Origin of the sequence: Phocaeicola vulgatus ATCC 8482, from assembly GCF_000012825.1 — a bacterium.
Lineage (GTDB): Bacteria > Bacteroidota > Bacteroidia > Bacteroidales > Bacteroidaceae > Phocaeicola > Phocaeicola vulgatus.
Genome location: NC_009614.1, coordinates 3,912,134 through 3,935,777, shown reverse-complemented (window position 1 = coordinate 3,935,777; position 23,644 = coordinate 3,912,134). Strand labels below are relative to the sequence as shown.

Annotated in this window: 16 protein-coding genes, 2 pseudogenes and 5 riboswitches; of the genes and pseudogenes, 13 read left to right on the top strand and 5 right to left on the bottom strand. The window is 42.0% G+C overall.

Annotated features, from left to right (window positions below; all coding sequences use genetic code 11):
• The first annotated feature begins 14 nt into the window (after positions 1-14).
• A riboswitch (cobalamin riboswitch) is annotated at positions 15-221 on the top strand.
• Between the two features lie 52 nt (positions 222-273).
• Positions 274-588 (top strand): annotated as a pseudogene (locus tag BVU_RS23135) (carboxypeptidase-like regulatory domain-containing protein); the annotation flags it as partial.
• On the opposite strand, the pseudogene BVU_RS23130 reads toward BVU_RS23135, so the two are convergent.
• Positions 575-622 (bottom strand): annotated as a pseudogene (locus tag BVU_RS23130) (hypothetical protein); the annotation flags it as partial. The pseudogenes BVU_RS23135 and BVU_RS23130 sit on opposite strands and share 14 nt — an antisense overlap.
• Positions 623-624: 2 nt before the next feature.
• Here BVU_RS23130 and BVU_RS15680 point away from each other — a divergent pair.
• The 3 genes from BVU_RS15680 to BVU_RS15670 all read left to right on the top strand — a co-directional run bounded on the left by BVU_RS15680 (position 625) and on the right by BVU_RS15670 (position 6,114).
• Positions 625-2,451, top strand: a complete 1,827-nt coding sequence (locus BVU_RS15680) for a TonB-dependent receptor plug domain-containing protein (protein ID WP_367998260.1) — start codon at positions 625-627, stop codon at positions 2,449-2,451.
• Positions 2,452-2,492: 41 nt separating this feature from the next.
• Positions 2,493-2,692: riboswitch (cobalamin riboswitch) on the top strand.
• Positions 2,693-2,823: 131 nt separating this feature from the next.
• Positions 2,824-4,884, top strand: a complete 2,061-nt coding sequence (locus BVU_RS15675; protein ID WP_005846484.1) for a TonB-dependent receptor plug domain-containing protein — start codon at positions 2,824-2,826, stop codon at positions 4,882-4,884.
• Between the two features lie 33 nt (positions 4,885-4,917).
• Positions 4,918-6,114 carry a sirohydrochlorin cobaltochelatase gene (locus BVU_RS15670; protein ID WP_005846486.1) on the top strand — a complete coding sequence of 399 codons (1,197 nt, stop codon included), beginning with the start codon at positions 4,918-4,920 and terminating at the stop codon, positions 6,112-6,114.
• A gap of 49 nt (positions 6,115-6,163) precedes the next feature.
• Here BVU_RS15670 and nrdG read toward each other — a convergent pair whose 3' ends face one another.
• Together nrdG and nrdD are read right to left on the bottom strand one after the other, a co-directional pair.
• Complete coding sequence (gene nrdG, locus BVU_RS15665; RefSeq protein ID WP_005846488.1) at positions 6,164-6,631, bottom strand: anaerobic ribonucleoside-triphosphate reductase activating protein; 468 nt, start codon at positions 6,629-6,631, stop codon at positions 6,164-6,166.
• A complete protein-coding gene (gene nrdD / locus BVU_RS15660) occupies positions 6,615-8,708 on the bottom strand; it encodes an anaerobic ribonucleoside-triphosphate reductase (protein WP_005846490.1) in 2,094 nt (697 codons plus the stop codon). The genes nrdG and nrdD overlap by 17 nt, the downstream gene beginning before the upstream one ends.
• 129 nt (positions 8,709-8,837) lie before the next feature.
• A riboswitch (cobalamin riboswitch) is annotated at positions 8,838-9,057 on the bottom strand.
• A gap of 92 nt (positions 9,058-9,149) precedes the next feature.
• Positions 9,150-9,356: riboswitch (cobalamin riboswitch) on the top strand.
• A 63-nt stretch (positions 9,357-9,419) separates the two neighbouring features.
• On the opposite strand from nrdD, the gene BVU_RS15655 reads away from it, so the two are divergent.
• The 9 genes from BVU_RS15655 to BVU_RS15615 all read left to right on the top strand — a co-directional run bounded on the left by BVU_RS15655 (position 9,420) and on the right by BVU_RS15615 (position 19,984).
• Positions 9,420-9,671 (top strand): cysteine-rich CWC family protein, encoded by a 252-nt coding sequence (locus BVU_RS15655; RefSeq protein WP_005846492.1) that lies wholly within the window; start codon positions 9,420-9,422, stop codon positions 9,669-9,671.
• Complete coding sequence (gene accC / locus BVU_RS15650) at positions 9,637-11,148, top strand: acetyl-CoA carboxylase biotin carboxylase subunit (protein WP_005846494.1); 1,512 nt, start codon at positions 9,637-9,639, stop codon at positions 11,146-11,148. The genes BVU_RS15655 and accC overlap by 35 nt, the downstream gene beginning before the upstream one ends.
• A 24-nt stretch (positions 11,149-11,172) precedes the next feature.
• Positions 11,173-11,688, top strand: a complete 516-nt coding sequence (locus tag BVU_RS15645; RefSeq protein WP_005846497.1) for an acetyl-CoA carboxylase biotin carboxyl carrier protein subunit — start codon at positions 11,173-11,175, stop codon at positions 11,686-11,688.
• Positions 11,689-11,690: 2 nt separating this feature from the next.
• A complete protein-coding gene (locus BVU_RS15640) occupies positions 11,691-13,223 on the top strand; it encodes an acyl-CoA carboxylase subunit beta (protein WP_005846500.1) in 1,533 nt (510 codons plus the stop codon).
• 125 nt (positions 13,224-13,348) lie between these two features.
• Positions 13,349-15,037, top strand: a complete 1,689-nt coding sequence (locus tag BVU_RS15635) for a putative transporter (RefSeq protein WP_005846503.1) — start codon at positions 13,349-13,351, stop codon at positions 15,035-15,037.
• A 19-nt stretch (positions 15,038-15,056) separates the two neighbouring features.
• Positions 15,057-15,614 carry a hypothetical protein gene (locus BVU_RS15630; protein ID WP_005846505.1) on the top strand — a complete coding sequence of 186 codons (558 nt, stop codon included), beginning with the start codon at positions 15,057-15,059 and terminating at the stop codon, positions 15,612-15,614.
• Positions 15,615-15,640: 26 nt separating this feature from the next.
• Positions 15,641-15,850 carry a hypothetical protein gene (locus BVU_RS21780; RefSeq protein WP_005846507.1) on the top strand — a complete coding sequence of 70 codons (210 nt, stop codon included), beginning with the start codon at positions 15,641-15,643 and terminating at the stop codon, positions 15,848-15,850.
• Between the two features lie 127 nt (positions 15,851-15,977).
• A riboswitch (cobalamin riboswitch) is annotated at positions 15,978-16,191 on the top strand.
• Positions 16,192-16,252: 61 nt separating this feature from the next.
• Positions 16,253-18,772, top strand: coding sequence for a ribonucleoside-diphosphate reductase subunit alpha (locus BVU_RS15620; protein WP_005846509.1), 2,520 nt, complete (start codon positions 16,253-16,255; stop codon positions 18,770-18,772).
• 162 nt (positions 18,773-18,934) lie between these two features.
• On the top strand, positions 18,935-19,984 hold the full coding sequence (locus BVU_RS15615) for a ribonucleotide-diphosphate reductase subunit beta (protein ID WP_005846512.1): 1,050 nt from the start codon (positions 18,935-18,937) through the stop codon (positions 19,982-19,984).
• Between the two features lie 90 nt (positions 19,985-20,074).
• Here the strand turns inward: BVU_RS15615 and metF are convergent, their stop codons facing one another.
• Entirely contained in the window at positions 20,075-21,028 is a 954-nt protein-coding gene (gene metF, locus BVU_RS15610) for a methylenetetrahydrofolate reductase [NAD(P)H] (protein WP_005846514.1), read from the bottom strand.
• Positions 21,029-21,324: 296 nt separating this feature from the next.
• Positions 21,325-23,628, bottom strand: a complete 2,304-nt coding sequence (locus BVU_RS15605; RefSeq protein WP_012055543.1) for a TonB-dependent receptor — start codon at positions 23,626-23,628, stop codon at positions 21,325-21,327.
• Positions 23,629-23,644: the final 16 nt, after the last annotated feature.

Genomic DNA, 23,644 nt, shown 5'->3' with positions numbered 1-23,644 from the left:
ATAAAATAATTGCCTACCTTTGTGCCCGATTTGGTGATATAGGCAGCCTTTCTCTGCCTGTATAAAAGGGAATTCGGTTATAGAATCCGAAGCAGTGCCCGCTACTGTGAAACCCGTCTGATGAAAAGCAATTCTCACCAAGCCACTGTTTCTTTTGCCAGAAATGGGAAGGCGCTTTTCAGGGTGAAGCCAGGAAACCTGCCAAGTCCGAACATAGATAATCATGCTCTCCCGGGGTCAGGAAAGTGAATTATTAATTCTTAAATTCTTTCGATGAAAGTAAAGTTATTATTGACAGCAATTACTTTAAGCTGTCTGGCTATTGACGTACTGGCACAAGTCAGTATCAGTGGAAAGATTGTGAGTGCCGATACCAACGAACCTATAGTGGGAGCTAATATCCGTATCGATCAAAGCCTTTCAGGATGCACCACAAATGGTAAAGGCGAGTTTTCCATCAGCAATCTCCCTGATGGGAAACACGTATTAAGAATCACGCATGTCAGTTACACACCCAAGTCTATCACGACAAAAGGAGGTGAAAAGAATCTTCTTATCAAGCTACAAGACAGTTTTACCAATATAGGCCAGGTAGTAGTAACCGGTACAGGAACACACCACCGCATGACGGACAGTCCCGTGCCTGTTTCCGTTATCACTGCAAAGGATTTAAGTAATGCCAGTGTAACATCGCTGGACGAGGCCTTACAAAAGCTGACCCCGTCTTTCTCAAGTATGACCAACGGCATGGGGACAACATTGAGTCTGAATGGATTGCCTGATGATTATTTCATTTTTCTGGAAAATGGCAAACGCCTGTATGGAGATGACACCTATGCTCGAATCAATGTTGCCAAAATCAAACGTATTGAAATATTGAACGGCGCTTCTTCCGCTCTTTACGGAACAAATGCTATCGGAGGAGTTATCAACATCATTACTGATGATGCAAAAAATGCTATCAATGTTTCCAGCGATACCCGTTATGCCAGTAAAGGACGTTTTACCCAGTCCGTAAACATAGATGTCAATACCGGCAAGTTCGGCTCCTACACCTCTTATCGCCGTCAGCAGGCCGAAGGATGGCAACTGAATCCATACGAGGAGAACTCCAAAACTCATGAATTGGAAGAAACCGGGAAAGTAGCTTCTACAGGCTTCTATGCAAATACTGTCAATCAAAAATTCACTTTCGATGCTACCGACAAACTCTCTTTTTATGCCCGCGGCGGATATTATGACAACAAGACACGCCGCCCTTATGAAGCATACGACTACAACATATTGCATGAAACCTTTAATTATGGCATTGGTGCCCAATACATGATAAATAAAGGGAATTATATTACCGCAGACTGTTACGCCGATCATTTTTCTTCCTCTTATTGTTTTTTTAAAGACAATAAAACCTATAATGGAAAAGCAGGTGAAGAGCAAGTGCGCAAACGGACCCGTAATCACAATCTTAGCATAAAAGGTATTTTTAAATTAGGTAACCGGCACAAACTTTCAGTCGGCACAGAATATATCGTTGATGTCTTGAAAAGTCAAACAGACAATATAGCCAAAGAAGATGCTTATACACTGGCCTTGTTTGCACAAGATGAAATAAAGTTACTGAGAAACCTACAGGCTTTGATTGGTGTACGTTACATTTATCATGAAAATTTCAAAAATCATGCCACTCCCAATGTAGCACTGATGTATAAACCCGGCAAATTCAATTTCCGTGCCTCCTATGCAGCAGGTTTCCGAACTCCTACCCTGTCTGAACTCTATGCCACTGACATAGCTAAAAAAAATGACAGGTTGACAATAGGTAATTTGGATTTAAAGTCGGAAAAGAATAATTATTTCTCATTGAGTGCAGAGTATGTACATGAGCGTTTTTCAGTATCAGTCAATGCTTTTTATAATAATATTCGTGACATGATAGATTATAATACGATTGCCACGGGAGATAAAGCTATGGAGCAATATGGTCATAAGGAAGTTCGTCAACGTGATAATATAGCGGAGGCTAAAGTCCACGGAATCAATGTATCCGCCAATGCATACCTAGGTGCCGGGTTCAATTTAAGCGGAGGATACACTCATCTTAATACCCAAGATGTGGAATTGGAACAACCCATCGACAAAAGTATAAAAAACGCATACAATATCAATGCCCAATGGGCGCATTCATGGAAAATATATCGGTTGAATATAAATTTGAACGGCCGTATCAACAGCAAGCGTTTCTCTAAAAGTTACGGTTATGCTCCCGAGTATCAATTGTGGAATTTAAACACACGCCATTCTTTCAACTTAAAATCTGTAATCATCGAACCCGGATGCGGCATGGAAAACCTGTTCGATTATATGGATGACCGTCCTTATAACAGCAATTATGCGACACTTACCCCCGGACGTTCATTCTACATCAGTCTGTCTTTAAAATTTAAAAGCTAAAAAAATCAAAGACTTATCGAAGATAATATAAAATAAACCTCTATCTTTGCAACGGAATTAGTAATCGGGCTATCACATAGCCCGATGCAAGGGAACCCGGTGTAAATCCGGGGCTGTACCTGCAGCTGTAAATCCTCATGATGTTGATTGGATAGTCTAAAACCACTGTTTCATTTGAAGAAATGGGAAGGTTTCCAATCAGAGGAAAGCCAGAATACCTGCTAAGTCTGTTGAACAATAAACACCAAGCTTCCAGGATTAGAAGTATGTGTCCATTCGAACAAGCGTTTTCCAACGTCTATTCCTTTGTGGCATTCCTCTTTATCAGAGGGAAACTTGATGTTTTATTTTGCAAATTAAATAAAACATAATATGAGGTATTTACTTCCTGCTATTCTACTATTAGGTACACAAATTGCAAGTGCCCAAAGTATTCTCAAAGATAAAGACGATAAAGAATTGTCCGTATTACTGAATGAAGTGGTCATCACGGGTACAGGTACTGAACATTATCTGAAAGATGCTCCCGTACAGACTGAAGTCATAACCAGCAAAGCTTTGGAACAATATCAGGCACGCAGTATAGACGATTTGCTCAGTGGTCTTAGTCCTTCATTGACCTTTCATGATGGTGATATGGGGAGCCATATCCAACTAAACGGATTGAACAATGACTATATCCTGATCATGATAAATGGAAAAAGAATGAATGGCGATGTAGGAGGGCAAAACGACTTGAATCAATTAAATCCAGCTAATATAGAACGCATAGAGATTGTAAAAGGGGCCGCTTCTTCACTTTATGGCAGTGACGCAATAGCCGGAGTTATCAATATCATAACCAAACGTAACCGTGAAAAAATGGAGCTCACCAACACATCCCGCATAGGTGAATATGGCGATATACGTCAAAGTACCAGTTTCGGCTTTAACTATAGAAAGATAAAATCTGTAACCGGAATCAACTTCCGGCATACCGATGGCTGGCGGAATACAGACCTACAGTGGGATCAGAATCAATTGAAATCCGGCTCTACTATGTTGACCGTAAACCGTTCTTCAAACTATACCCTGTCCGAGAACATTGAATGGCAAGTCAATCGCAAACTAGACCTCACTGCAGAAGGCACTTATTATGAGCGTTGGGTAATGCGTACACACGGTCCTTGGAAATATCAAGCCAACGATTTTTATTATCGCAACTATACATTTGCAGTAGGAAGTAAATATAAATTAGGAAAACGGAATTATCTGACAGCAGACCTATCTTATGGCAGATACGGTTACTTCTATGACTATAAGCTAAACGAGCATACTGATTATTTTCTAGACAATGACCGCCATGAACGTATCACCTACTTTGCCGGTCAACGTATCAAACAAAGTATTCAGAAACAAATATTAGGCCAGGTAAAAAGTGTATTTTATCTTGGAGAGGACCATATTTTAAATGCAGGAATCGAATATCAGTACAATCATTTGGAATCACCTCATCACATTGACGGTGACCGCGCTTCCGTTTATACGTTGGCAGCTTATATACAGGAGGAATGGACAGCCAGAGAAAATCTGGTTCTGACTGCCGGGGTACGAGGAACACAACACAAGGAAACAGGATTGAATTTCAGTCCGAAAATATCAGGACTTTATAAACCCGGAGAACATATTAATTTGCGTGCGTCTTATGCTTTAGGCTACAAAGCACCCACTATTAAAGAACTTTATTATAATTATACCGGCGTTATCGGAGGCGGTGCTTTGACTGCATATCATGGCAACACAGATCTAAAAGCACAAACCTCACAATATGCTTCAATCGGTATCGAGTACGTAGGGCAAAAATTCCAAGCCAGTTTAACCGGATACATGAATTATCTTCACAACATGATTGAGCTGGTTGAAATTTCCGTAACTCCCGATGAAAAGTTTCTTGAAGTAGAAAAGAGCAAACAATATAAGAATCTGACAAAGGCACGTATTTATGGTATGGATTTCACCTTCAACTATCGTCCTGCAAAATCTCTCAGCCTTGCCGGCGGATATAGTTATGCTGATCCAAAAGCGCAATATCCTAACAAAGGTATAGATTATATGAAATATCTTCCTATTGATGCTACTTCCAGCCATAATGCAAATTTAAATATCTTATGGCAACATTCATGGAAACTGTATCGTTTGGGTATCGGCATCTATGGCAGATATCAGTCTACACGCCGTTATATAAATGATAATAATGCCGACGGATTCCAAACTTGGCGTATCAACACAGCCCACTCATTATTAAAAATGAAACGGTGGTCATTAACGATGAATGCCGGGGTAGATAATGTATTTGACTATGTAGACCGTACTCCTTTCGGACGGAATCGTGCCACATCAACTCCCGGAAGAACTTTTTATGTCTCCGCCCTCATTAAATTCAAAAACAATTAATAACCAACAATTTATAAATTAATTTTTATTAGTATGAAACAATTCAAGTATTATCTGATGGCGGCTTTTGTTGCTGCCGCAACTTGCACAGGATTCAGTTCCTGTAGTGACAATGATGATGAAGAAAGTACTGTTAATCCTGCTGTGGATGTAGTAACCAGAACCAAGCAACACGACACAGCCATTTTGCTCTGTACTTTTGGCAGTACCTATAATGAGTCCCTTTCTGTTTATGATGATGTGATTGAGGATTTTAAAGCTAAATTCCCCAATACGGATATTTATATGTCATTTACTTCACGTACATGTATCGGACGTGTAGAAGCATCTACCGGCATAGCACGTTATGAATTGGACCAATGGTTGAAAGCAATAGGCGATGCAGGATACAAACGTGTGGCTGTACAATCATTGCATGTAATTCCAGGCGAAGAATATCTTTCATTAATGAATACTGATGTAAAAAAATACTTTATGATTCAATGGTATCCGCATATTGATGTATTGAAAGGTACCAACCTTCTTTCCAGTGCAGAAGATACTAAAGATGTAGCAGAGATACTTTACAAACACTATGAGTCTAAATTAGCAGGCAAGAACAACATCGTGCTTCTAATGGGACACGGTAATCCGGATGAGAATTACAATGCTAACAAAAAGTACTCTGACATGGAAAAAGCATTGCAGGAACTTGCTGCCAACAACAATATCTTTGTAGGTACTGTGGATTATGGTGACATGCTTTTCTTCCCGAAAGAAATAGAGGAAGAACCGGCTAATAGAATTCCTGTAGAAGGATTTGACAAAACCCAATATCCCGACTGTATGTACTCTAAGGTGATGAGCTATTGCGAAAAGAACGGTCTGAACCCATCAGAAGTAAATGTTTATCTTGCACCTTTCATGTCAATTGCCGGTGACCATGCCCACAACGACCTTTGGGGATTGGAAGCTATGGCCGAAGATGACGATGTAAGCAATGTGGAAATCAATACAAATGAATATAGCTGGCGTGAACGTTTGGAGAAATTAGGATTCAAAGTGGACAGAACATTCGAAAGCCACCCGACAGATCAAGCCGGAGCCGATCATGGTATTAAAGACGGATGTAATATGAAAGCCCTTGGCAGTTATCCTGAGATTCGCCAAATTTGGGTAAACCATTTATATGAAAACTGGAATGATGACAGTGCATGGGAGAATGGTGAAGACTATCAACCGGAAGCATAACCAACTTAATATATTTATCTGAAAAAGGCGGAATTTATTTCCGCCTTTTTCAGATACGCCAAAACCGATAGGTAATATCTTTCATCTCATCCCCGTATATCCGATAGAAATGCTGATTGGTATCAGGAGATTTCAAGCCACCCAATTTTTCAATATACGGTCCCAACTTTATATATTCAAAGTTCTGAACGGAAAGACCTTCCGGCAATTCATTCTTCCCCGAATACCAACCCACCTTTACCAAAGCGATAGACTGTCGGTGAAGAAATCCTGCCAACCTTTCCACTTCAAAGGGTTCGGCATCGCCTCCCATAAAACAGACGCAAGTCACCGCCTTTCCATACTTCTGTAAAAGATGCCCAAGACTTTCTTCCGTTAAAGATTCTCCTACATTTTCCAACAAATGAGGGCTATGACAGCCCTTGCACCTATTGGGACAGTTAGAGAGATTGATCGCCAGAGTGACTTCATCCGGAATTTCTTGAAATACGATGTCATAATCAACGTAACGGAGCATAATATCTTTGTGCAGCCTCCTTCTGCCTTGCCTGAGAAAAATTACTGATCCGCTTCATGTACCCGATAACACGTGTCAGATAATCCACATTCCGACTATGACATTCAGGACATTCATGCAAGTATCTCTTATCAATATGCTTACATTCATTGCAAATGGTATTCGGTATATTAAATGTAAAGTAATTACAGCCTTCTATAGCAGCTACCCGAAGTAGTTGTCTGTACTGCTCCTTACTAAGATGTTCTTCCAAATTCATGTGCAAGGCCGAGCCTCCCGTTAAATGCTTTATATAGCGGCGTCCATGCAGACGGAATTTATCGACAACATTCAACGATTTGTCTTCTACAATATAGAAATAACTGTTATAACATTCTCGGAATGTTTGGAAGCCTGCTTCTTTATCCCATTTAGCGTGCTTCACTCCTACATTCTCAGCAGGAATCATTTCGCAATTAAACAAAACATCCTTTGTACGGTACTTCCTATTATATCGTTCAATCATTCCTAAAATCTCCTGAACAAATGCTTCATACTTAGGGTTATCATTGATTTCAATACCCATAAATTGCGCTGCTTCCACCAAACCATTAACACCGATAGTTAGATACTGACGGTTCATATTGATGTAACCAGCATCAAACAAAGGCAGCATACCTTTCGACTGCAACAATTTCAGATTCTCATTATAAGCCAACTGGACTTTGTGTACCAAATCAACCACTTCTTCCAAAAAAAACGGATAAAGTATACCGGATTTCACCGCATGCTGGATGCAACGGTTCAAATTAATAGTCAGCACACTTTTTGAGCCTGTAGAAACCCCACCTGCTCCCAAAGTATAGCTGAAACCATTGTCCTGTATCTCATTGCGAAGACGGCAGCAACTACTTAAAGAATCTGCATTATCACTCATATAAGTAAAGAAAGAATGACCTTCGGAATACATTTCAGCCGTAAAGTCACCATATTCCTTATCTAATACATCACCATCTTTAGTCAAAAGCGCCATTGTTTCTACAGGAAATGTTAAAACAGTACGTGTACGCTCTTTATTAAACCATTTCATGAAACGTTTCTGCAACCAACTTAGTGAATTCCAGTCAGGTTGGCTTCCATCGGGAAAAAAGAAGTTACCAAAAAGACTTTCAAAATAATATTTGTCATAGTAAGCTACATTCCAAAAGACGGCTTGAAAATTACGCGCCCCTGTAGGCTGGTTAATAGAATATACTATTTGCTCGAAACAGTCTGTAATGATTTTGTCTATTGTTCTTTGTTTGGTAGATAAATCAACAATCTTATCGGGATACTTATAATATTCCTGCCCATATTCCAAACCAATGAAATAATTCATATACATCAAAAACTCTGGAGTAGCACAGGCACCACTTAACATACTGGATACAATAAAAACCATATTGACAAATCCACCACAAAAAGATTTCAAGTTAGTAGGAGCCGTAGAGTTCCCTCCCACTGCTATCGTACCATTATTCAACCAAGGATACATAGTAATGCTGGCACAATAATTAGCCAGATTAGTTTCATCATTTTTATAAATAAAATGATGATTCAGAAGTTCCAAATAACGATCGGACAATTCCTTTCCATACATGTCTTTCAAACGGTCAGTCAACAGACGACGGTTGAGACGAATAAAATTTGATTTGGGTAACTCTCCTATCAGCGTAGCAATATTCTTATTCTCCACATTGGCATTCGCATCATATTTACTGCCGGTTGCCGGATTGGAAGCGTCACAATAGTCAAGCAAAAACTTCAGTTTATCTCTCACCTCACGATCCTCCAAATGTTTCTGACGATACAGCATATACGCCTTGGCAACACTGTAATAATGTTCAGCCATCAGGGCCACCTCCACCTGATTCTGGATTTCTTCCACATTCATTCCATCACTGACACTAACGCGACTCAATACAGTAGTAATCACATCCTGGGTAGCAAAACTTCCTACTGACAAAAATGCTTTGGCTATTGCATTTTTAATTTTATCAAGAGAGAAAGTTTCTTTTTTACCATCTCTCTTAATAATAAATACCTCTGAATTAATCATACTTATAAATTAAGGTTATACAAAACACACATTATTCAATATAAGTCTTTCACACACGACAATTCATGGAAACCAGTAATAAAAAGGATCAGTATGATTCGTTCTATCGCCTTTCACCCGAAAGCCATGAATGATATAAACAATAACGGCAGGTCTTCTGACTTGTTTCCGTTGTAGCGCCTTCCCGGTTTTCACAATAACCAGTGGCTAAGAATGTCACAACACTTCCCCACACTATGGGAGGATAAAACTTACAGCTACGGGGATAGTTCCTGATTTGCACAGGATTCCCTTTTAATTCCGTTTCGCGCCAACGGCTAATCCGGAAACCGATATTACTGACAAAGTTAGGAATTAAATCAATAAAACAACTGGAAAAAGAAAAAAAACTTCAAGCAACACTTTTTTCATCTTTTCCGCTTCGTTTAATTATAAAATCCATTATCTTTGCCCCGAATTGGTTTCGGATAGTCTATCTGCTATTCGGATTAAAAGGGAATCGGGTGCAAATCCCGGACAGTCCCGCTGCTGTGAAACTCTGCTGGAATCTTGAAAAATACCTTTGCCACTGATGTGACAATCCTCACATCGGGAAGGCTTCAAGATAAGGAGTCAGTCAGAAGACCTGCCATTCATTAAAGGCTGTTTTTACTCGTGGGATTAGGAAAGCAGTACGAAAGAAAATAAGAAAATAAAAAATTTACGGGAGGAATGCCTATGAAAAAGGTATGTCCACGTTGTGGTGCAACATTTGATTGTATGCACAATGATATTTTATCGTGTCATTGCGCAACTGTCCGACTGGATGCTCTGCAACGCACCTATTTAATGGAGAATTATTCCGATTGCCTGTGCCATGACTGCCTGAAAGCCGTCAAGGACAGTTTCTATGCCTGCGAAATTAACCCCCGTTATAATAAGAAGAAAAATGATAAAGAAAGTATTGATTGCAAACAGAGGTGAAATAGCCTTACGTGTAATGCGTTCCTGCCGAGAAAAGGGCATACGGACCGTTGCTGTCTTTTCAGAAGCCGACCGCACTTCTCATCATGTGATGTATGCTGACGAGGCCTATCTTATAGGTCCTGCTATAGCCAGGGAAAGCTATTTAAATATAGAAAAAGTAATAGAGACTGCCAAACGATGCAAAGCCGATGCCATTCATCCCGGTTATGGTTTTTTGTCCGAGAATGCTGATTTTGCCCGCCGGTGCAAAGAGGAGGGGATCATCTTTATCGGCCCTTCCGCCGAGACGATGGAAGCGATGGGTGACAAGATTGCCGCCCGTAAGCGTATGATTGCCGCAGGCGTTCCCGTGGTCCCCGGTACGGAACAGCCGTTGCAAAGTGCCGAAGAGGCGGTACGTATCTGTAATGAAATAGGCTATCCTGTCATGCTGAAGGCTTCTATGGGAGGCGGCGGTAAAGGGATGAGGCTGATACACAGTGAAGACGAAGTGGTGGAGGCATATAACACCGCCCGTTCCGAGTCCATGTCTTCTTTCGGGGATGATACGGTTTATCTGGAAAAATTTGTGGAGGAACCCCATCATATAGAATTTCAAATTCTGGGTGACAATCATGGCAATGTAATCCATCTGTTTGACCGCGAGTGTTCTGTCCAGCGTCGCAACCAGAAGATTGTAGAGGAGAGCCCGTCTCCGTTCCTTACTCCGGAACTCCGCCAGGAGATGGGGGAAAAGGCAGTGGCTGCCGCCAGGGCGGTGAACTATTCGGGAGCCGGAACTATCGAGTTTCTGGTGGACAAGAACCGCGATTTCTATTTTCTGGAGATGAACACCCGTTTGCAGGTGGAGCATCCCATCACCGAAGAAGTGGTGGGCGTGGATCTGGTAAAAGAACAAATCCGTATAGCCAATAACGAGGTGCTGCACCTGAAGCAAGAAGAACTTTTCCAGCGCGGTCATGCCATCGAATGTCGTATCTGTGCGGAAGACACGGAGAACAACTTCATGCCTTCGCCGGGTATCATCAAACAGCTGACGGAGCCTAACGGCATCGGCGTACGCATTGACAGCTACGTTTACGAAGGTTACGAGATTCCCATCTATTACGACCCGATGATAGGCAAGCTGATTGTATGGGCTACGACCCGCCAATATGCCATAGAACGTATGCGCCGGGTACTTTACGAGTACAAGATTACGGGCCTGAAGACCAACCTCAGTTATCTGAAACGCATCATGCATACCCCCGACTTTGTAAAGGGTGAGTATAATACCTTGTTCATAGAGAAGAACTCGCGTATGCTGCTCCGTGGCAACGGTAATAATGAGGAGATTGAGAATATCACCATGATCGCCTCTTATATTGACTATCTGATGAATCTGGAAGAGAACAAGAGTCCCCAGCTGTCTGATGCCCGTCCCATCAGCCGCTGGCGTGAGTTCGGCTTGCAGAAAGGAGTATTGAGAATCTGATTCTTCATTTAATTAAGCAAAAGTATGGAAATACATATTGGAGACCGCGTAGCCGATGTGACGTTGGTGAGCAAGGAAGGAAACAAGGTACAGTTTATGATTGACGGAAAACCGTATGATGTGGATATCGTTATGGCCGAGAACGGAAGCTGTTCCATCCTGCACGATGGCAATTCCTTCAATGCCGAACTGATCCGTGGGGAGGGTGGAAAGAGTTATGATGTGAATATGTTCTACCGTTCCTATCATGTGGACATAGTGGACACCCAGACCAAGTATCTGCGTATGAAAAAGGGCGGCGAGGAGAGACAGGATGACAAGATTGTAGCTCCCATGCCCGGAAAGGTTATAAAAATTCCCGTCCGGAAAGGAGACCGTCTGTCATCCGGGGATATTGTGGTAGTGCTGGAGGCCATGAAGATGCAGAGCAACTACAAAGTGACCTCGGACTGCACGGTAAGGGATATCCTGGTCAATGAAGGGGATTCCGTCAATGCTAACCAGGTATTAATAGTATTGGATATAATAAAAGAAGATTGATCATGACAAGAGAAGAAATATACAGCCGGTTTGAAGAGCTGGACAAACGCGCGTCGCTGGGCGGCGGTGTGGACAAGATCGAGAAACAACACGCCCAAGGGAAGATGACCGCTCGCGAGCGTATCGGAATGTTGCTGGACAAAGGTACGTTCAATGAACTGGACAAGCTGGTGAACCACCGTTGTACCAACTTCGGCATGGAGAAGAAGCAGATTGCCGGAGATGGTATGGTCACCGGTTACGGAAAGATAGACGGCCGTCCAGTGTTTGTCTATGCATATGATTTTACCGCACATGGCGGCTCGCTGAGCGAGACCAATGCTGCCAAGATTGTAAAGGTTCAGCAACTGGCTTTGAAGACGGGAGCTCCCGTTATCGCCCTGAACGACTCGGGAGGCGCACGCATCCAAGAAGGGGTGAACAGCCTTGCCGGATATGCCTCTATTTTCTATCAGAACACTATCGCCTCAGGTGTTATCCCGCAGATTTCCGCCATCTTGGGTCCTTGTGCCGGAGGAGCCTGCTACTCACCAGCACTAACCGATTTTATCTTTATGGTAAAAGAGAAGAGCCACATGTTCATCACCGGCCCGGATGTGGTGAAGACTGTGACTAACGAGGAGGTGGGCAAGGAGGAACTGGGCGGTGCCTATACCCACAGCAGCAAAAGCGGTGTGACCCATTTTATGTGCGACAATGAGGAGGAAACGCTGATGAGTATCCGCGAATTGCTGAGTTTCCTGCCTTCCAACAATATGGAGGATGCGCCGTTGGTTCCCTGCAACGATGACATCCATCGTCAGGTGGAGGCGTTGCAGACTGTCATTCCCGAAGATCCGAATATGCCTTATGATATAAAGGATATCATCGAACCGGTGCTGGATAACCAGTATTTCTTCGAGGTGATGCCTCACTTTGCTAAAAATGTGGTGGTGGGGTTCGGTCGCCTGGGAGGTCGTTCCGTAGGTATTGTTGCCAATCAGCCCGCCTGGCTGGCCGGCGTCCTTGACATTGACGCCAGTGACAAGGCTGCCCGTTTTATCCGTTTCTGCGACTGCTTTAACATTCCTCTGATCACTTTCGAGGATGTTCCCGGCTTCCTGCCCGGAACAATACAGGAACACAACGGCATCATCCGCCACGGTGCGAAGATAGTTTATGCATACGCCGAAGCTACAGTGCCCAAGGTAACTTTAATTACCCGTAAAGCTTACGGAGGTGCCTACATTGTCATGTCCAGCAAACCGACGGGAGCCGATGTGAACCTGGCTTATCCACAGGCGGAAATAGCCGTTATGGGAGCTGCGGGAGCTGTAAATATCCTCTATCGGAAATCCACTCCTGAAGAAAAACAAGAAATAATCAAAGATTACGAAGATAAATTCTCTAACCCTTATTGTGCGGCAGAACGCGGCTTGATTGATGAAGTGATTATGCCCCGTGACACCCGCTATAAACTCATTCAGGCTTTGGAAATGTGTCACAACAAAAACCAAAGCAATCCGCCTAAAAAGCACGGCAATATGCCGTTGTAATTGTTCAATGTGTGTGTATCCCCGCAGAAGTGATTTTTCCGGGGATACTTTTACCAACCCACATGATGGGAAATTTTAAATATAAAATGATGACTTAGTTAAAAATAAATATATTTCTTAATACTATGGAACTTCTTAAAAACCTCTTTGAAGGATATCCCAATCTTTGGGGCGGAGGTGTAGCACACTCCGTACTCATTCTGTCACTAGTTATCGCCTTTGGAATTATGCTGGGTAAAATAAAAATATCCGGCATCTCACTTGGTGTCACATGGATTCTTTTTGTCGGTATCGTATTCGGCCATTTCAATCTGAATCTGAATGAACACCTGCTACATTTTCTAAAAGAATTCGGTCTTATTTTGTTCGTCTATTCCATTGGTTTGCAGGTGGGTCCCGGTTTCTTCTCAGCCTTTAAGAAAGGAGGATTTACGCTGAACATGTTGGCTATGGGGGCTATTTTTATCAGTGTAGTCATTACTATCATTTTACATTTTACTACCGGAACTCCCATAACCACCATGGTCGGCATTCTCTCTGGTGCTGTTACCAATACTCCCGGCCTTGGTGCCGCCCAACAGGCAAATAGTGATTTAAATGGCATAGATGCACCGGAGATTGCGATGGGATATGCTGTTGCCTATCCCTTGGGGGTGGTTGGTGCCATTCTCTCATTGCTTGCACTGAAATACATTCTTAATATCAAAACATCACAAGAAGAAGCCGATGCCGAAAAAGGATTGGGACATTTACAGGAACTGACCGTACGCCCCGTTACATTAGAGATAAAAAATGAAGCAATACATGGGAAGACCATTAAGGAAATACGTCCTTTGGTAAACCGCAACTTCGTCATTTCGCGCATACGCCATCATGACGGACAGCAGGAAGTGGAACTAGTAAATTCAGAAACGATATTACATATTGATGACAAGATTCTGGTTATCTCGAACCCTATTGACATTGAAGCGATTACAGTATTTTTTGGCAAACAGGTAGAAATGGAATGGGAACAGTTAAACAAGAAACTTATCTCACGCCGCATTTTGATAACAAAGCCTGAGTTAAATGGAAAAATGCTCTCACAACTTAAGATACGAAATAACTTCGGTGCGAGCATCACCCGTATCAACCGTTCAGGAGTAGACTTGGTAGCCTCCCCACATTTACAGTTGCAAATGGGCGACCGTGTAACTATAGTTGGTAGTGAACTTGCTGTCACTCATGCCGAAAAGGTTTTGGGAAACTCCATGAAGAGACTGAATCATCCCAATCTTATCCCCATTTTTTTCGGCATCGCATTAGGATGTATCTTGGGAAGTATTCCATTTATGTTTCCAGGTATTCCACAACCAGTAAAACTTGGTCTAGCAGGTGGACCGCTTATTGTATCCATTCTTATCAGTCGTTTCGGTCCTCAATATAAAATGATTACATACACCACGATGAGTGCTAACTTGATGATAAGAGAAATCGGGATTTCCTTATTCCTAGCTTGTGTAGGGTTGGGAGCCGGGAAAGATTTTATAGAGACAATTGTAAATGAAGGTGGATATATTTGGATTATGTATGGAGCTATTATTACGACCGTACCATTAATCATAACGGGGCTCATTGGGCGTTATGCCTGTAAATTAAACTATTATACCCTTATTGGTGTATTATCAGGAGCAAATACTAATCCGCCTGCCCTCGCCTATTCCAATGATCTGACTTCATGTGACGCTCCGGCCGTGGGATATGCCACCGTATATCCGCTTGCTATGTTCCTACGCGTACTTACGGCTCAATTATTGATACTCTCATTAGGTTAAACTTTAAAATTCTTTAAATATGTACCAACAAGAAACGATTACCAAAGAACTACATTTACAGTTAAGTGATGAAGATTTGGCACAGTTCGAACTTGATGCCAAAGAAACGGAACGTCTCGGACACATCGGCACCCACATGGATTGCTATATGGAAGCTCCCCGCTATAAAGAATATGTAACAGATGCCGTCGTGGTAGATTGTCGGAACGGACTACCAGCCGACGAATACTTTAATAACTTGGACATAGAAGGTAAAGCATTGGTTTTATATACCGGCAATATGGCAACCAACGACTATGCAACCAAAGACTTCTTTATGTTTGACATGAAGCTTAATTGGGACTCTCTGGCTGCATTACTTTATAACCATCCAAAGTTTATTCTTATTGACTCACATGGGTTAGGCATGTTTTCACAACACCGGTTATTCGATATGGAATGTGAGAAAAACGGTTGTTTTCTTATTATGTGCCTGATGCTTGAAGGAGAAGAAATATTGAATATAAAAAAATTAAAGATTGAAATTGACAAGGAAATGCCTTCCACTGGAAAGCCATGTCGTGTCTATGGATTCTAAAAAAAGAAAAACATAACTTCATTTAAATGGATAAGACAGCCGAAACTTTGATAGATGTCAGTGGATTTATTTCTGAATATTCCGCTCACATGATGGGATGTGGTGTACATACTTCACGAGTGATACGCAGTGCCAATCGCATTGGGGAATCATTCGGTTATATGGTAAAAATCAGTGTCATTCAGAAAAAGAAAAGACGAGATCGAAAAGCAAGTATATCAATTGGTTACTCATAACAATAGTAGCTGTGCTGCTTGGAAGCATGGTAGTAGAACTTGTCCAAAATGTTTAATACCATCCAACTTTTATAAATCATTTCTGATTTTTAAACTAACTCAATGCTGTAATAATTCCAATTTCCATTATCTTTGTTCCCGAATCGGTTCCGAATAGATGTCCTCTATCCGGATTAAAAGGGAATCGGGTGTAAATCCCGGACAGTCCCGCTGCTGTGAAACTCCGATAAAATTTCCGATACGTACCTATTGCCACTGCCTGACTCCACATAACGAGAACGCGGGAAGGCATCGGAAATGAGGAGCCAGTCAGAAGACCTGCCATTCATCAAAGGCCGTTTCTACTCGTGGGGTTAGGGAAGCGGTACGAAAATATACAATAATTCATACCAACAGCATCTCATGCAAATAATTAAAAGGAATGGGACAACAGAATCCTACGACAGGGAAAAAATAGCCGTTGCCATACGGAAAAGTTTTATCAGTACCCAAAAAGAAATAACAGATGAAGCTGTCTACACCATAGTAGATGAAGTGGAACAATTTCTGCATCAAAACGAAGCAAATCGTAGTGTAGAACGCATTCAGGACGAAGTGGAACGTAGCTTGATGGAACATGGCTTTTACGCAGAAGCCAAAAACTATATACTTTACCGTTGGCAGCGCACAGAAAGAAGAAAAGTCCTCAGTCAAATCATTACCGGAACCGGTGATGATACTATAGCAAATATACTGAAAGAGATACAAAAAGACTTCTCCGGGAAGGAATATAGTCTAACCTTTCTCGCAGAGAAATTCACAAGTTTCTGTAAACCGGATATGACATCCGGGGAACGGTTGGCGGCACTTGTCAAAGCGGCTGTAGAACTGACAACACAAGAAACTCCCGACTGGGAATTCATTGCAGCGCGTCTGCTGAATTTCCGATTGACAAAGAAACTGACCGAACAGGCGGAAGCTGCCGGCATCTTTTCATTTTATGATAAATTACGCTACCTCACCGACGAGGGCTTGTATGGTAATTATATCTTGGCCTCCTATACTCCACAGGAGATAGAAACGGCAGCCGGCTTCATGTGTCCCGAACGTGACAAGCTTTTCAATTATTCAGGACTGGATCTGCTTGCCAAACGTTATCTGATCCGTACCCGTTCACACGAACCTATAGAGTCTGTGCAGGAAATGTATTTAGGGATTGCCCTTCATCTCGCTATGCCCGAAAAACAGAACAGACTGCAATGGGTAAAAAAGTTCTATGATATATTAAGTCGTCTGGAAGTCACAATGGCCACTCCTACCCTGGCAAATGCCCGAAAACCTTATCACCAGTTATCCAGTTGCTTCATCGATACAGTGCCCGATAGTCTGGAAGGCATTTACCGCAGCTTAGACAATTTTGCGATGGTAAGCAAATTTGGAGGAGGAATGGGAATGTACTTTGGCAAAGTTCGTGCCGCAGGTGGAAACATACGCGGATTCAAAGGTGTGGCCGGAGGTGTAATCCGATGGATGAAACTGGTGAATGACACTGCTGTAGCCGTTGACCAGTTAGGTATGCGTCAGGGAGCCGTAGCCGTCTATCTGGATGTATGGCACAAAGACTTGCCTGAGTTTCTGCAACTCCGGACCAATAATGGAGATGACCGGATGAAAGCGCACGACATCTTCCCCGCCGTATGCTATCCGGACTTATTCTGGCGTATGGCGAAACGGGATTTAAACCAGCAATGGCATTTATTCTGCCCCAATGAAATAATGACCGTCAAAGGATACTGTCTGGAAGACTACTACGGAGAGGAATGGGAACAAAGATACATGGATTGCGTAAATGACTCCCGACTCTCCAAGCGCAGCATGAGCATCAAAGATATCGTCAGACTGATACTGCGTTCGGCTGTAGAAACAGGTACTCCCTTTACATTCAATCGTGACACCGTGAACCGTGCCAATCCCAATGCGCACCGGGGAATCATTTATTGCTCCAATCTTTGCACGGAAATAGCACAAAACATGTCCTCCATTGAAACAGTCTCTACAGAGATATGTACGGAAGATGGTGATACAGTGGTAGTCAAAACAATCCGGCCCGGAGACTTTGTGGTATGTAATCTTGCCAGCCTTTCATTAGGACATTTGCCCTTGGAGGATGAAAAACAAATGAAAGAAAAGGTGGCAACTGTAGTACGGGCATTGGATAATGTGATTGAACTGAACTTTTATCCGATTCCTTTCGCTCAGATTACCAATCATCGCTACCGCAGTATCGGCTTGGGAGTCAGCGGCTATCATCATGCTCTTGCTGTTCGCGGCATTCGTTGGGAAAGCGAGGAACATCTCAGTTTTATGGATAAAGTTTTCGAACGTATCAACTATGCTGCCATAGCAGCAAGTAGCGAACTGGCAAAAGAAAAAGGGGCCTATCATTATTTTGAAGGCAGCGACTGGCAGACCGGAGCTTATTTTATAAAACGGGGTTACAATTCGCCAGAATGGAAAGCATTGGCTGTAAAGGTTTCCACACAAGGAATGAGAAATGCCTATCTTCTTGCCATTGCCCCCACCAGCAGCACCAGTATCATTGCCGGAACCACTGCCGGAACAGATCCGGTAATGAAACGTTTCTTCTTGGAAGAAAAGAAAGGAGCCATGCTGCCACGTGTTGCACCGGCATTGTCCGATAAGACCTATTGGATATATAAAAGTGCTTATCTGACAGATCAGACATGGAGTATCCGTGCCGCAGGGATCCGGCAGTTACATATAGACCAGGCACAAAGTCTGAATCTATACATTACCAATGAATTTACCCTGAGACAAGTATTAAACCTGTATTTGCTAGCATGGGAATGTGGCGTAAAAACAGTATATTATGTCCGCAGCAAATCATTGGAAGTAGAAGAATGTGAAAGCTGTGCTTCCTGATCTTTTCGTAAACACTCCAGTACTGAATTGTCATGCTAAGACATTTCTTGTAGGGGCACCATGCTTGCGCCCCTACAAGAAATGAATAACAAATTTATTTTTAATATACAGCCTTGAGTTAGCAGTAAAACAAGAAGACAGAATATAAAACAACAATAAATCATGAATACAATAAAATTAAAAAAGAATGCCCTTTTCAATCCTGAGGGAGATACCGACCTCCGTCACAGAAGAATGATTGGAGGAAACACCACCAATTTGAATGATTTCAATAATATGCGCTACAAATGGGTTAGTGACTGGTATCGTCAGGCCATGAATAATTTTTGGATTCCCGAAGAAATCAATCTCACCCAAGACACCAAGGATTATCCTCACCTGGACCAGGCAGAACGCACCGCCTATGATAAAATCCTGAGTTTTTTAGTGTTCCTTGATTCTTTACAAAGCAATAATCTGCCCACCATCAGCGAATACATCACAGCCAATGAAGTTAATCTATGCCTCCATATCCAAGCCTTTCAGGAATGTGTACACAGCCAAAGCTACAGTTACATGCTGGATTCTATCTGTAGCCCCGAAAAGCGTAACGAGATCCTTTACCAATGGAAGACAGACGGACACCTGCTGAAAAGAAATACCTTTATAGGCAATTGCTATAACGAATTTCAGGAAAGTCAGGATGGATTCACATTGATGAAAACCCTTATCGCCAACTATATATTGGAAGGAATCTATTTCTATAGCGGATTCATGTTTTTCTATAACTTGAGCCGTAATGGAAAAATGTCAGGTTCCGCACAAGAAATCCGATATATCAATCGAGATGAAAACACGCATCTGTGGTTATTCCGCAACATTATTCTGGAATTAAAGAAAGAGGAACCGGATTTATTCACTCCCGATAAAGTAAAAATATATGAATACATGATGCGTGAGGGGGTCAAGCAGGAAATAGAATGGGGACAATATGTGATAGGAGACAATATACAGGGACTCAACCGGAAAATGATAGAAGATTATATTCAATATTTAGGCAATCTCCGTTGGAGTAGTTTAGGTTTTGGCCCTCTGTACGAAGAAAACCATAAAGAGCCGGAAAGCATGCACTGGGTATCTCAATATTCCAATGCCAATATGGTAAAGACTGATTTTTTTGAAGCAAAGAGTACGGCTTATGCCAAAAGCACAGCTTTGGAAGATGACTTATAACCCATTTACAAAATAATTTTGCTCCGCATCTTAAACCGTTAAGATACGGAGCAATAAATGACCTGACAGAAACATTTCCATTAAAGACTATCAATAAACAGCTGTCGCCACCTCTTTCACATTATCCACCGCACCCACTGTATAAAAATGTATCCCCGGAACCCCATATGCTATCAGCTCCCGGCATTGATTGATACACCACTCTATGCCTAATGCACGCGCTTCTTTATCATCCTTGCATTTCATTGCTTCCACAACCAATTCCTGTGGTAAATCCACATTGAATGTTTTAGGAATAACACTGAGTTGTGATAGCTTGGAAAAAGGTTTGATGCCCGGTACGATAGGAACATTAATCCCCTCTTTTCTTGCACGCTCCACAAAGTCAACGTATTTTCGGTTATCATAAAACATTTGTGTCACTACATAATCGGCTCCGGCTTCCACTTTCTTTTTTAACCAATATAAATCTTGTTCCATGTTGGGAGATTCCTCATGCTTCTCCGGATAGCCTGCCACCCCATAACGAAAAGGAGTTAAAGGAGCCTGAATCGGCGTTCCATCAATAAATTTGCCTTCATTAAAAGCATTGATCTGCTCTTCCAACTCCAAAGCATGGGCATAACCATCTTTCTCGGGAACAAAAGAAGATTCATCTTTTGCCTTGTCACCCCGGAGTACCAACAGATTAGTAATACCTAAGAATTGCAAATCAAGCAATATATATTCCGTATCTTCACGCGAGAAACCACTGCACAAAATATGCGGTACAACAGTAATATCATATTTATTATGTATAGCCGCAGCCACCGCTACCGTACCCGGACGCCGCCGATAACGATTACGTTCATATAAGCCACCCCCCAACTCGCGATACACATATTCGCTGCGATGAGTGGTAATATTGACATAAAGAGGATCAAACTCCCGTAATGTATCTATTGTAGCATATAGTTTTTCAATTCCAGTACCTTTCAACGGTGGAAGAACCTCGAAAGAAAATGCTGTTTTCTTTTCCTTATTTATCAACTCAGCAATACCCATCTTTTTTGACCTTTTTACTTATTAATTCCGATAAATCCATATAACAGACAGCTATATAGAAGATTTATCTTTATATTAATCACATTTCAGATTTATTTCTTCACAAAGATAGGAATAGCAGATTTTACATCCAATAAAGCATTTTATTTTAGATAATTATTCTAAATAAAAAGTATCAAAAGAATTATTATCTAAAATAACCTGTTCGAAAGTCCTATAACAGGTTATTTATTCTATGACGCAAATTGCCGGGAGAGGGCGGACAGCGCTCCTCTCCCGGCAATAATATATACAAATTAAAAACTCAATTTCACTCCGGCAAAGTAAGAACGCGGCATACCCGGTCCATAAATGTAACCGGAATCACGTTTTGCCCCCCGGTCAAAGTCACTTTGATACGCATTAAAGATATTATGTACTCCAGCATTGACCTGCATGGTTATGCCTTTATACAAATTGAAATCATAACCGGCTTTCAGATTCAATTCAAAGAAATCAGGTGTATTCACAGCAATGTCCTTATCAATAAAACCTGCTTTATGTTCTACCATCATACTACCGGTATAAGTACCGGATAATGCAATAGTCATCGGTACGAAAGGGTTGTATGACAAAGTGAAATATCCATAAGTATTCGGAGTACGGAACATTTTTTTCTCCATCGGAACCGTTTCATCATCACTCCATGCACGTGCCTGCTTGTATTCGGCCTTCTGCATGGTAACGCCGGCCTGCAATTGAAGTAAGGAACGGTAAGCAATCTTTCCTTCCAAAGTCAAACCATATACCTTAGCTCCTTTCTCGTTATACCGTTCATTGATAATAATACCGTCACGCTCTCCTTTCTGACGTAAGGCAAATACGTCTGAAAGCGAAGTATAAAAACCTTCTATAAGCAAGTTTCCCTGAAAATCTCCCCAACGATGATACAAATCTCCCGATATACTCAGACTTTGTGATTTTTCTTCTGTCAAGTCTTTTGCCAGTTCAATCATAGACACAGTCCCACCTACATTTTCTATATGCAAATCTTCATCAAAGGCCTGAGGTGCACGGAATCCGAAAGAATAGCTGGCACGCAGGTTCATATTTTCGGTCGGATTGTAACGAAGATTAGCACGCGGACTGAAGATTACATGATCCACCATATTATGTTTATCCAAACGCCCTCCAAGTAAAAAGCTCCACTGCTTGTTCTTCCATTCATTCTGGAAAAATGCACTGGCTATACGGACTTCTTGTTTGGTATAACGGTTATACCCCCACATATCATCCGTCAAGTTATCCTGATTATATTCCAGTCCTCCGGTAAAATCGGCAGGCATAAAGAAACATTTATCAAAACTATAGATATACTGCGATCCTGTGACCCAGGTAAAATCCGTGGTCGCGCCATACGCATTCACATCTTGTCCTCCACCATAATAACTGTCGCGTCCTGTATGCTGTGCAGAAGCATATACACTCAGCCGCTGTTTCTCATCCGGAGAGAAATAATCAAATTTCGCTCCCCCGCTATTGATAGTATGCTGCAATTGTTCGGCTATATCCGCTTCATGGGGAGGTCGGTTCAGTTTATTCCCGCCACGACGGAACTCACTGAGATGATGATATTCAAAAGTCAGTTTTGAATATGTACTTGTTTTGATAAAAGAACGAAAACCGACTGTCTGATTTTTCAGTTTTGGCAATTCGGTGTAGCCATCGCCATCATTGTCATAACCGCTTCTTTCTCTGTTCTGTCCAAAAATATACAATCCTGCCTTATGATTATCAGTCACTAACGAAGCATTCAGTGTCGTATTATTATCCCAAGAAGAAGTACCGCCTATGCCTGTCAGAGTATGTGTCAACTGCCCTGAGTTCCGTACAGGCTCCTTGGTGATTATATTAATGGTTCCCGCAATGGCTGAAGAACCGAACAAAGCCGAACCTCCTCCGCGCATCACCTCTACACGCTCAATCATATTGGCAGGTATCTGTTCCAATCCATATACACCGGCCAAGGCACTGAATATAGGACGCGAGTCAATCAATATCTGCGTATAAGGGCCATCCAACCCATTGATACGTACTTGCTGGAAACCACAGTTCTGACAATTATTCTCGACCCGCACTCCGGGCTGAAAATTCAGTCCTTGCGACAAGGTGGAGGAATTAGTGTTCTCAAACACTTTCACATCCATCACATTAACCAACGTAGGTGCCATGCGGCGGGTGGTCTCACTACGATTGGCAGACACCACCACTCCGTCCAATGCTATCAAATCCTCTTCTATCTCGAAGTTCTCCTCCAAAGTTTTCCCTTTTCTTAAAGTTACTTTCCGGCTGATCGTCTTGTAACCGACAGCACTTACCTCCATGGTAAATTCTCCTTCAGGCAGATTTTTAAGAAAATAGTGTCCACTGGCGTCAGTCATAGTTCCTATGGTAGTTCCTTTCAGCGATACGCTGATAAAAGAAAGATGCTCTTCCGTATTCTTATCCAATACATGACCTATGATATTGGCATCGGACTTATTCAATTCATTGGCGTGCACAGCCGATGATGAGAGTAGAAAACACACTGCTCCCATCAAGAAAAATATATATTTCTTCATGTGTTGTTATTCTGTT

What these genes read in the sequence shown, in the direction of transcription:
- BVU_RS15680 (WP_367998260.1), top strand. Translation starts at nt 625, where the DNA reads ATGACGGACAGTCCCGTGCCTGTTTCCGTTATCACTGCAAAGGATTTA.
- BVU_RS15675 (WP_005846484.1), top strand. Translation starts at nt 2,824, where the DNA reads ATGAGGTATTTACTTCCTGCTATTCTACTATTAGGTACACAAATTGCA.
- BVU_RS15670 (WP_005846486.1), top strand. Translation starts at nt 4,918, where the DNA reads ATGAAACAATTCAAGTATTATCTGATGGCGGCTTTTGTTGCTGCCGCA.
- nrdG (WP_005846488.1), bottom strand. Translation starts at nt 6,631, where the DNA reads ATGCTCCGTTACGTTGATTATGACATCGTATTTCAAGAAATTCCGGAT.
- nrdD (WP_005846490.1), bottom strand. Translation starts at nt 8,708, where the DNA reads ATGATTAATTCAGAGGTATTTATTATTAAGAGAGATGGTAAAAAAGAA.
- BVU_RS15655 (WP_005846492.1), top strand. Translation starts at nt 9,420, where the DNA reads ATGCCTATGAAAAAGGTATGTCCACGTTGTGGTGCAACATTTGATTGT.
- accC (WP_005846494.1), top strand. Translation starts at nt 9,637, where the DNA reads ATGATAAAGAAAGTATTGATTGCAAACAGAGGTGAAATAGCCTTACGT.
- BVU_RS15645 (WP_005846497.1), top strand. Translation starts at nt 11,173, where the DNA reads ATGGAAATACATATTGGAGACCGCGTAGCCGATGTGACGTTGGTGAGC.
- BVU_RS15640 (WP_005846500.1), top strand. Translation starts at nt 11,691, where the DNA reads ATGACAAGAGAAGAAATATACAGCCGGTTTGAAGAGCTGGACAAACGC.
- BVU_RS15635 (WP_005846503.1), top strand. Translation starts at nt 13,349, where the DNA reads ATGGAACTTCTTAAAAACCTCTTTGAAGGATATCCCAATCTTTGGGGC.
- BVU_RS15630 (WP_005846505.1), top strand. Translation starts at nt 15,057, where the DNA reads ATGTACCAACAAGAAACGATTACCAAAGAACTACATTTACAGTTAAGT.
- BVU_RS21780 (WP_005846507.1), top strand. Translation starts at nt 15,641, where the DNA reads ATGGATAAGACAGCCGAAACTTTGATAGATGTCAGTGGATTTATTTCT.
- BVU_RS15620 (WP_005846509.1), top strand. Translation starts at nt 16,253, where the DNA reads ATGCAAATAATTAAAAGGAATGGGACAACAGAATCCTACGACAGGGAA.
- BVU_RS15615 (WP_005846512.1), top strand. Translation starts at nt 18,935, where the DNA reads ATGAATACAATAAAATTAAAAAAGAATGCCCTTTTCAATCCTGAGGGA.
- metF (WP_005846514.1), bottom strand. Translation starts at nt 21,028, where the DNA reads ATGGGTATTGCTGAGTTGATAAATAAGGAAAAGAAAACAGCATTTTCT.
- BVU_RS15605 (WP_012055543.1), bottom strand. Translation starts at nt 23,628, where the DNA reads ATGAAGAAATATATATTTTTCTTGATGGGAGCAGTGTGTTTTCTACTC.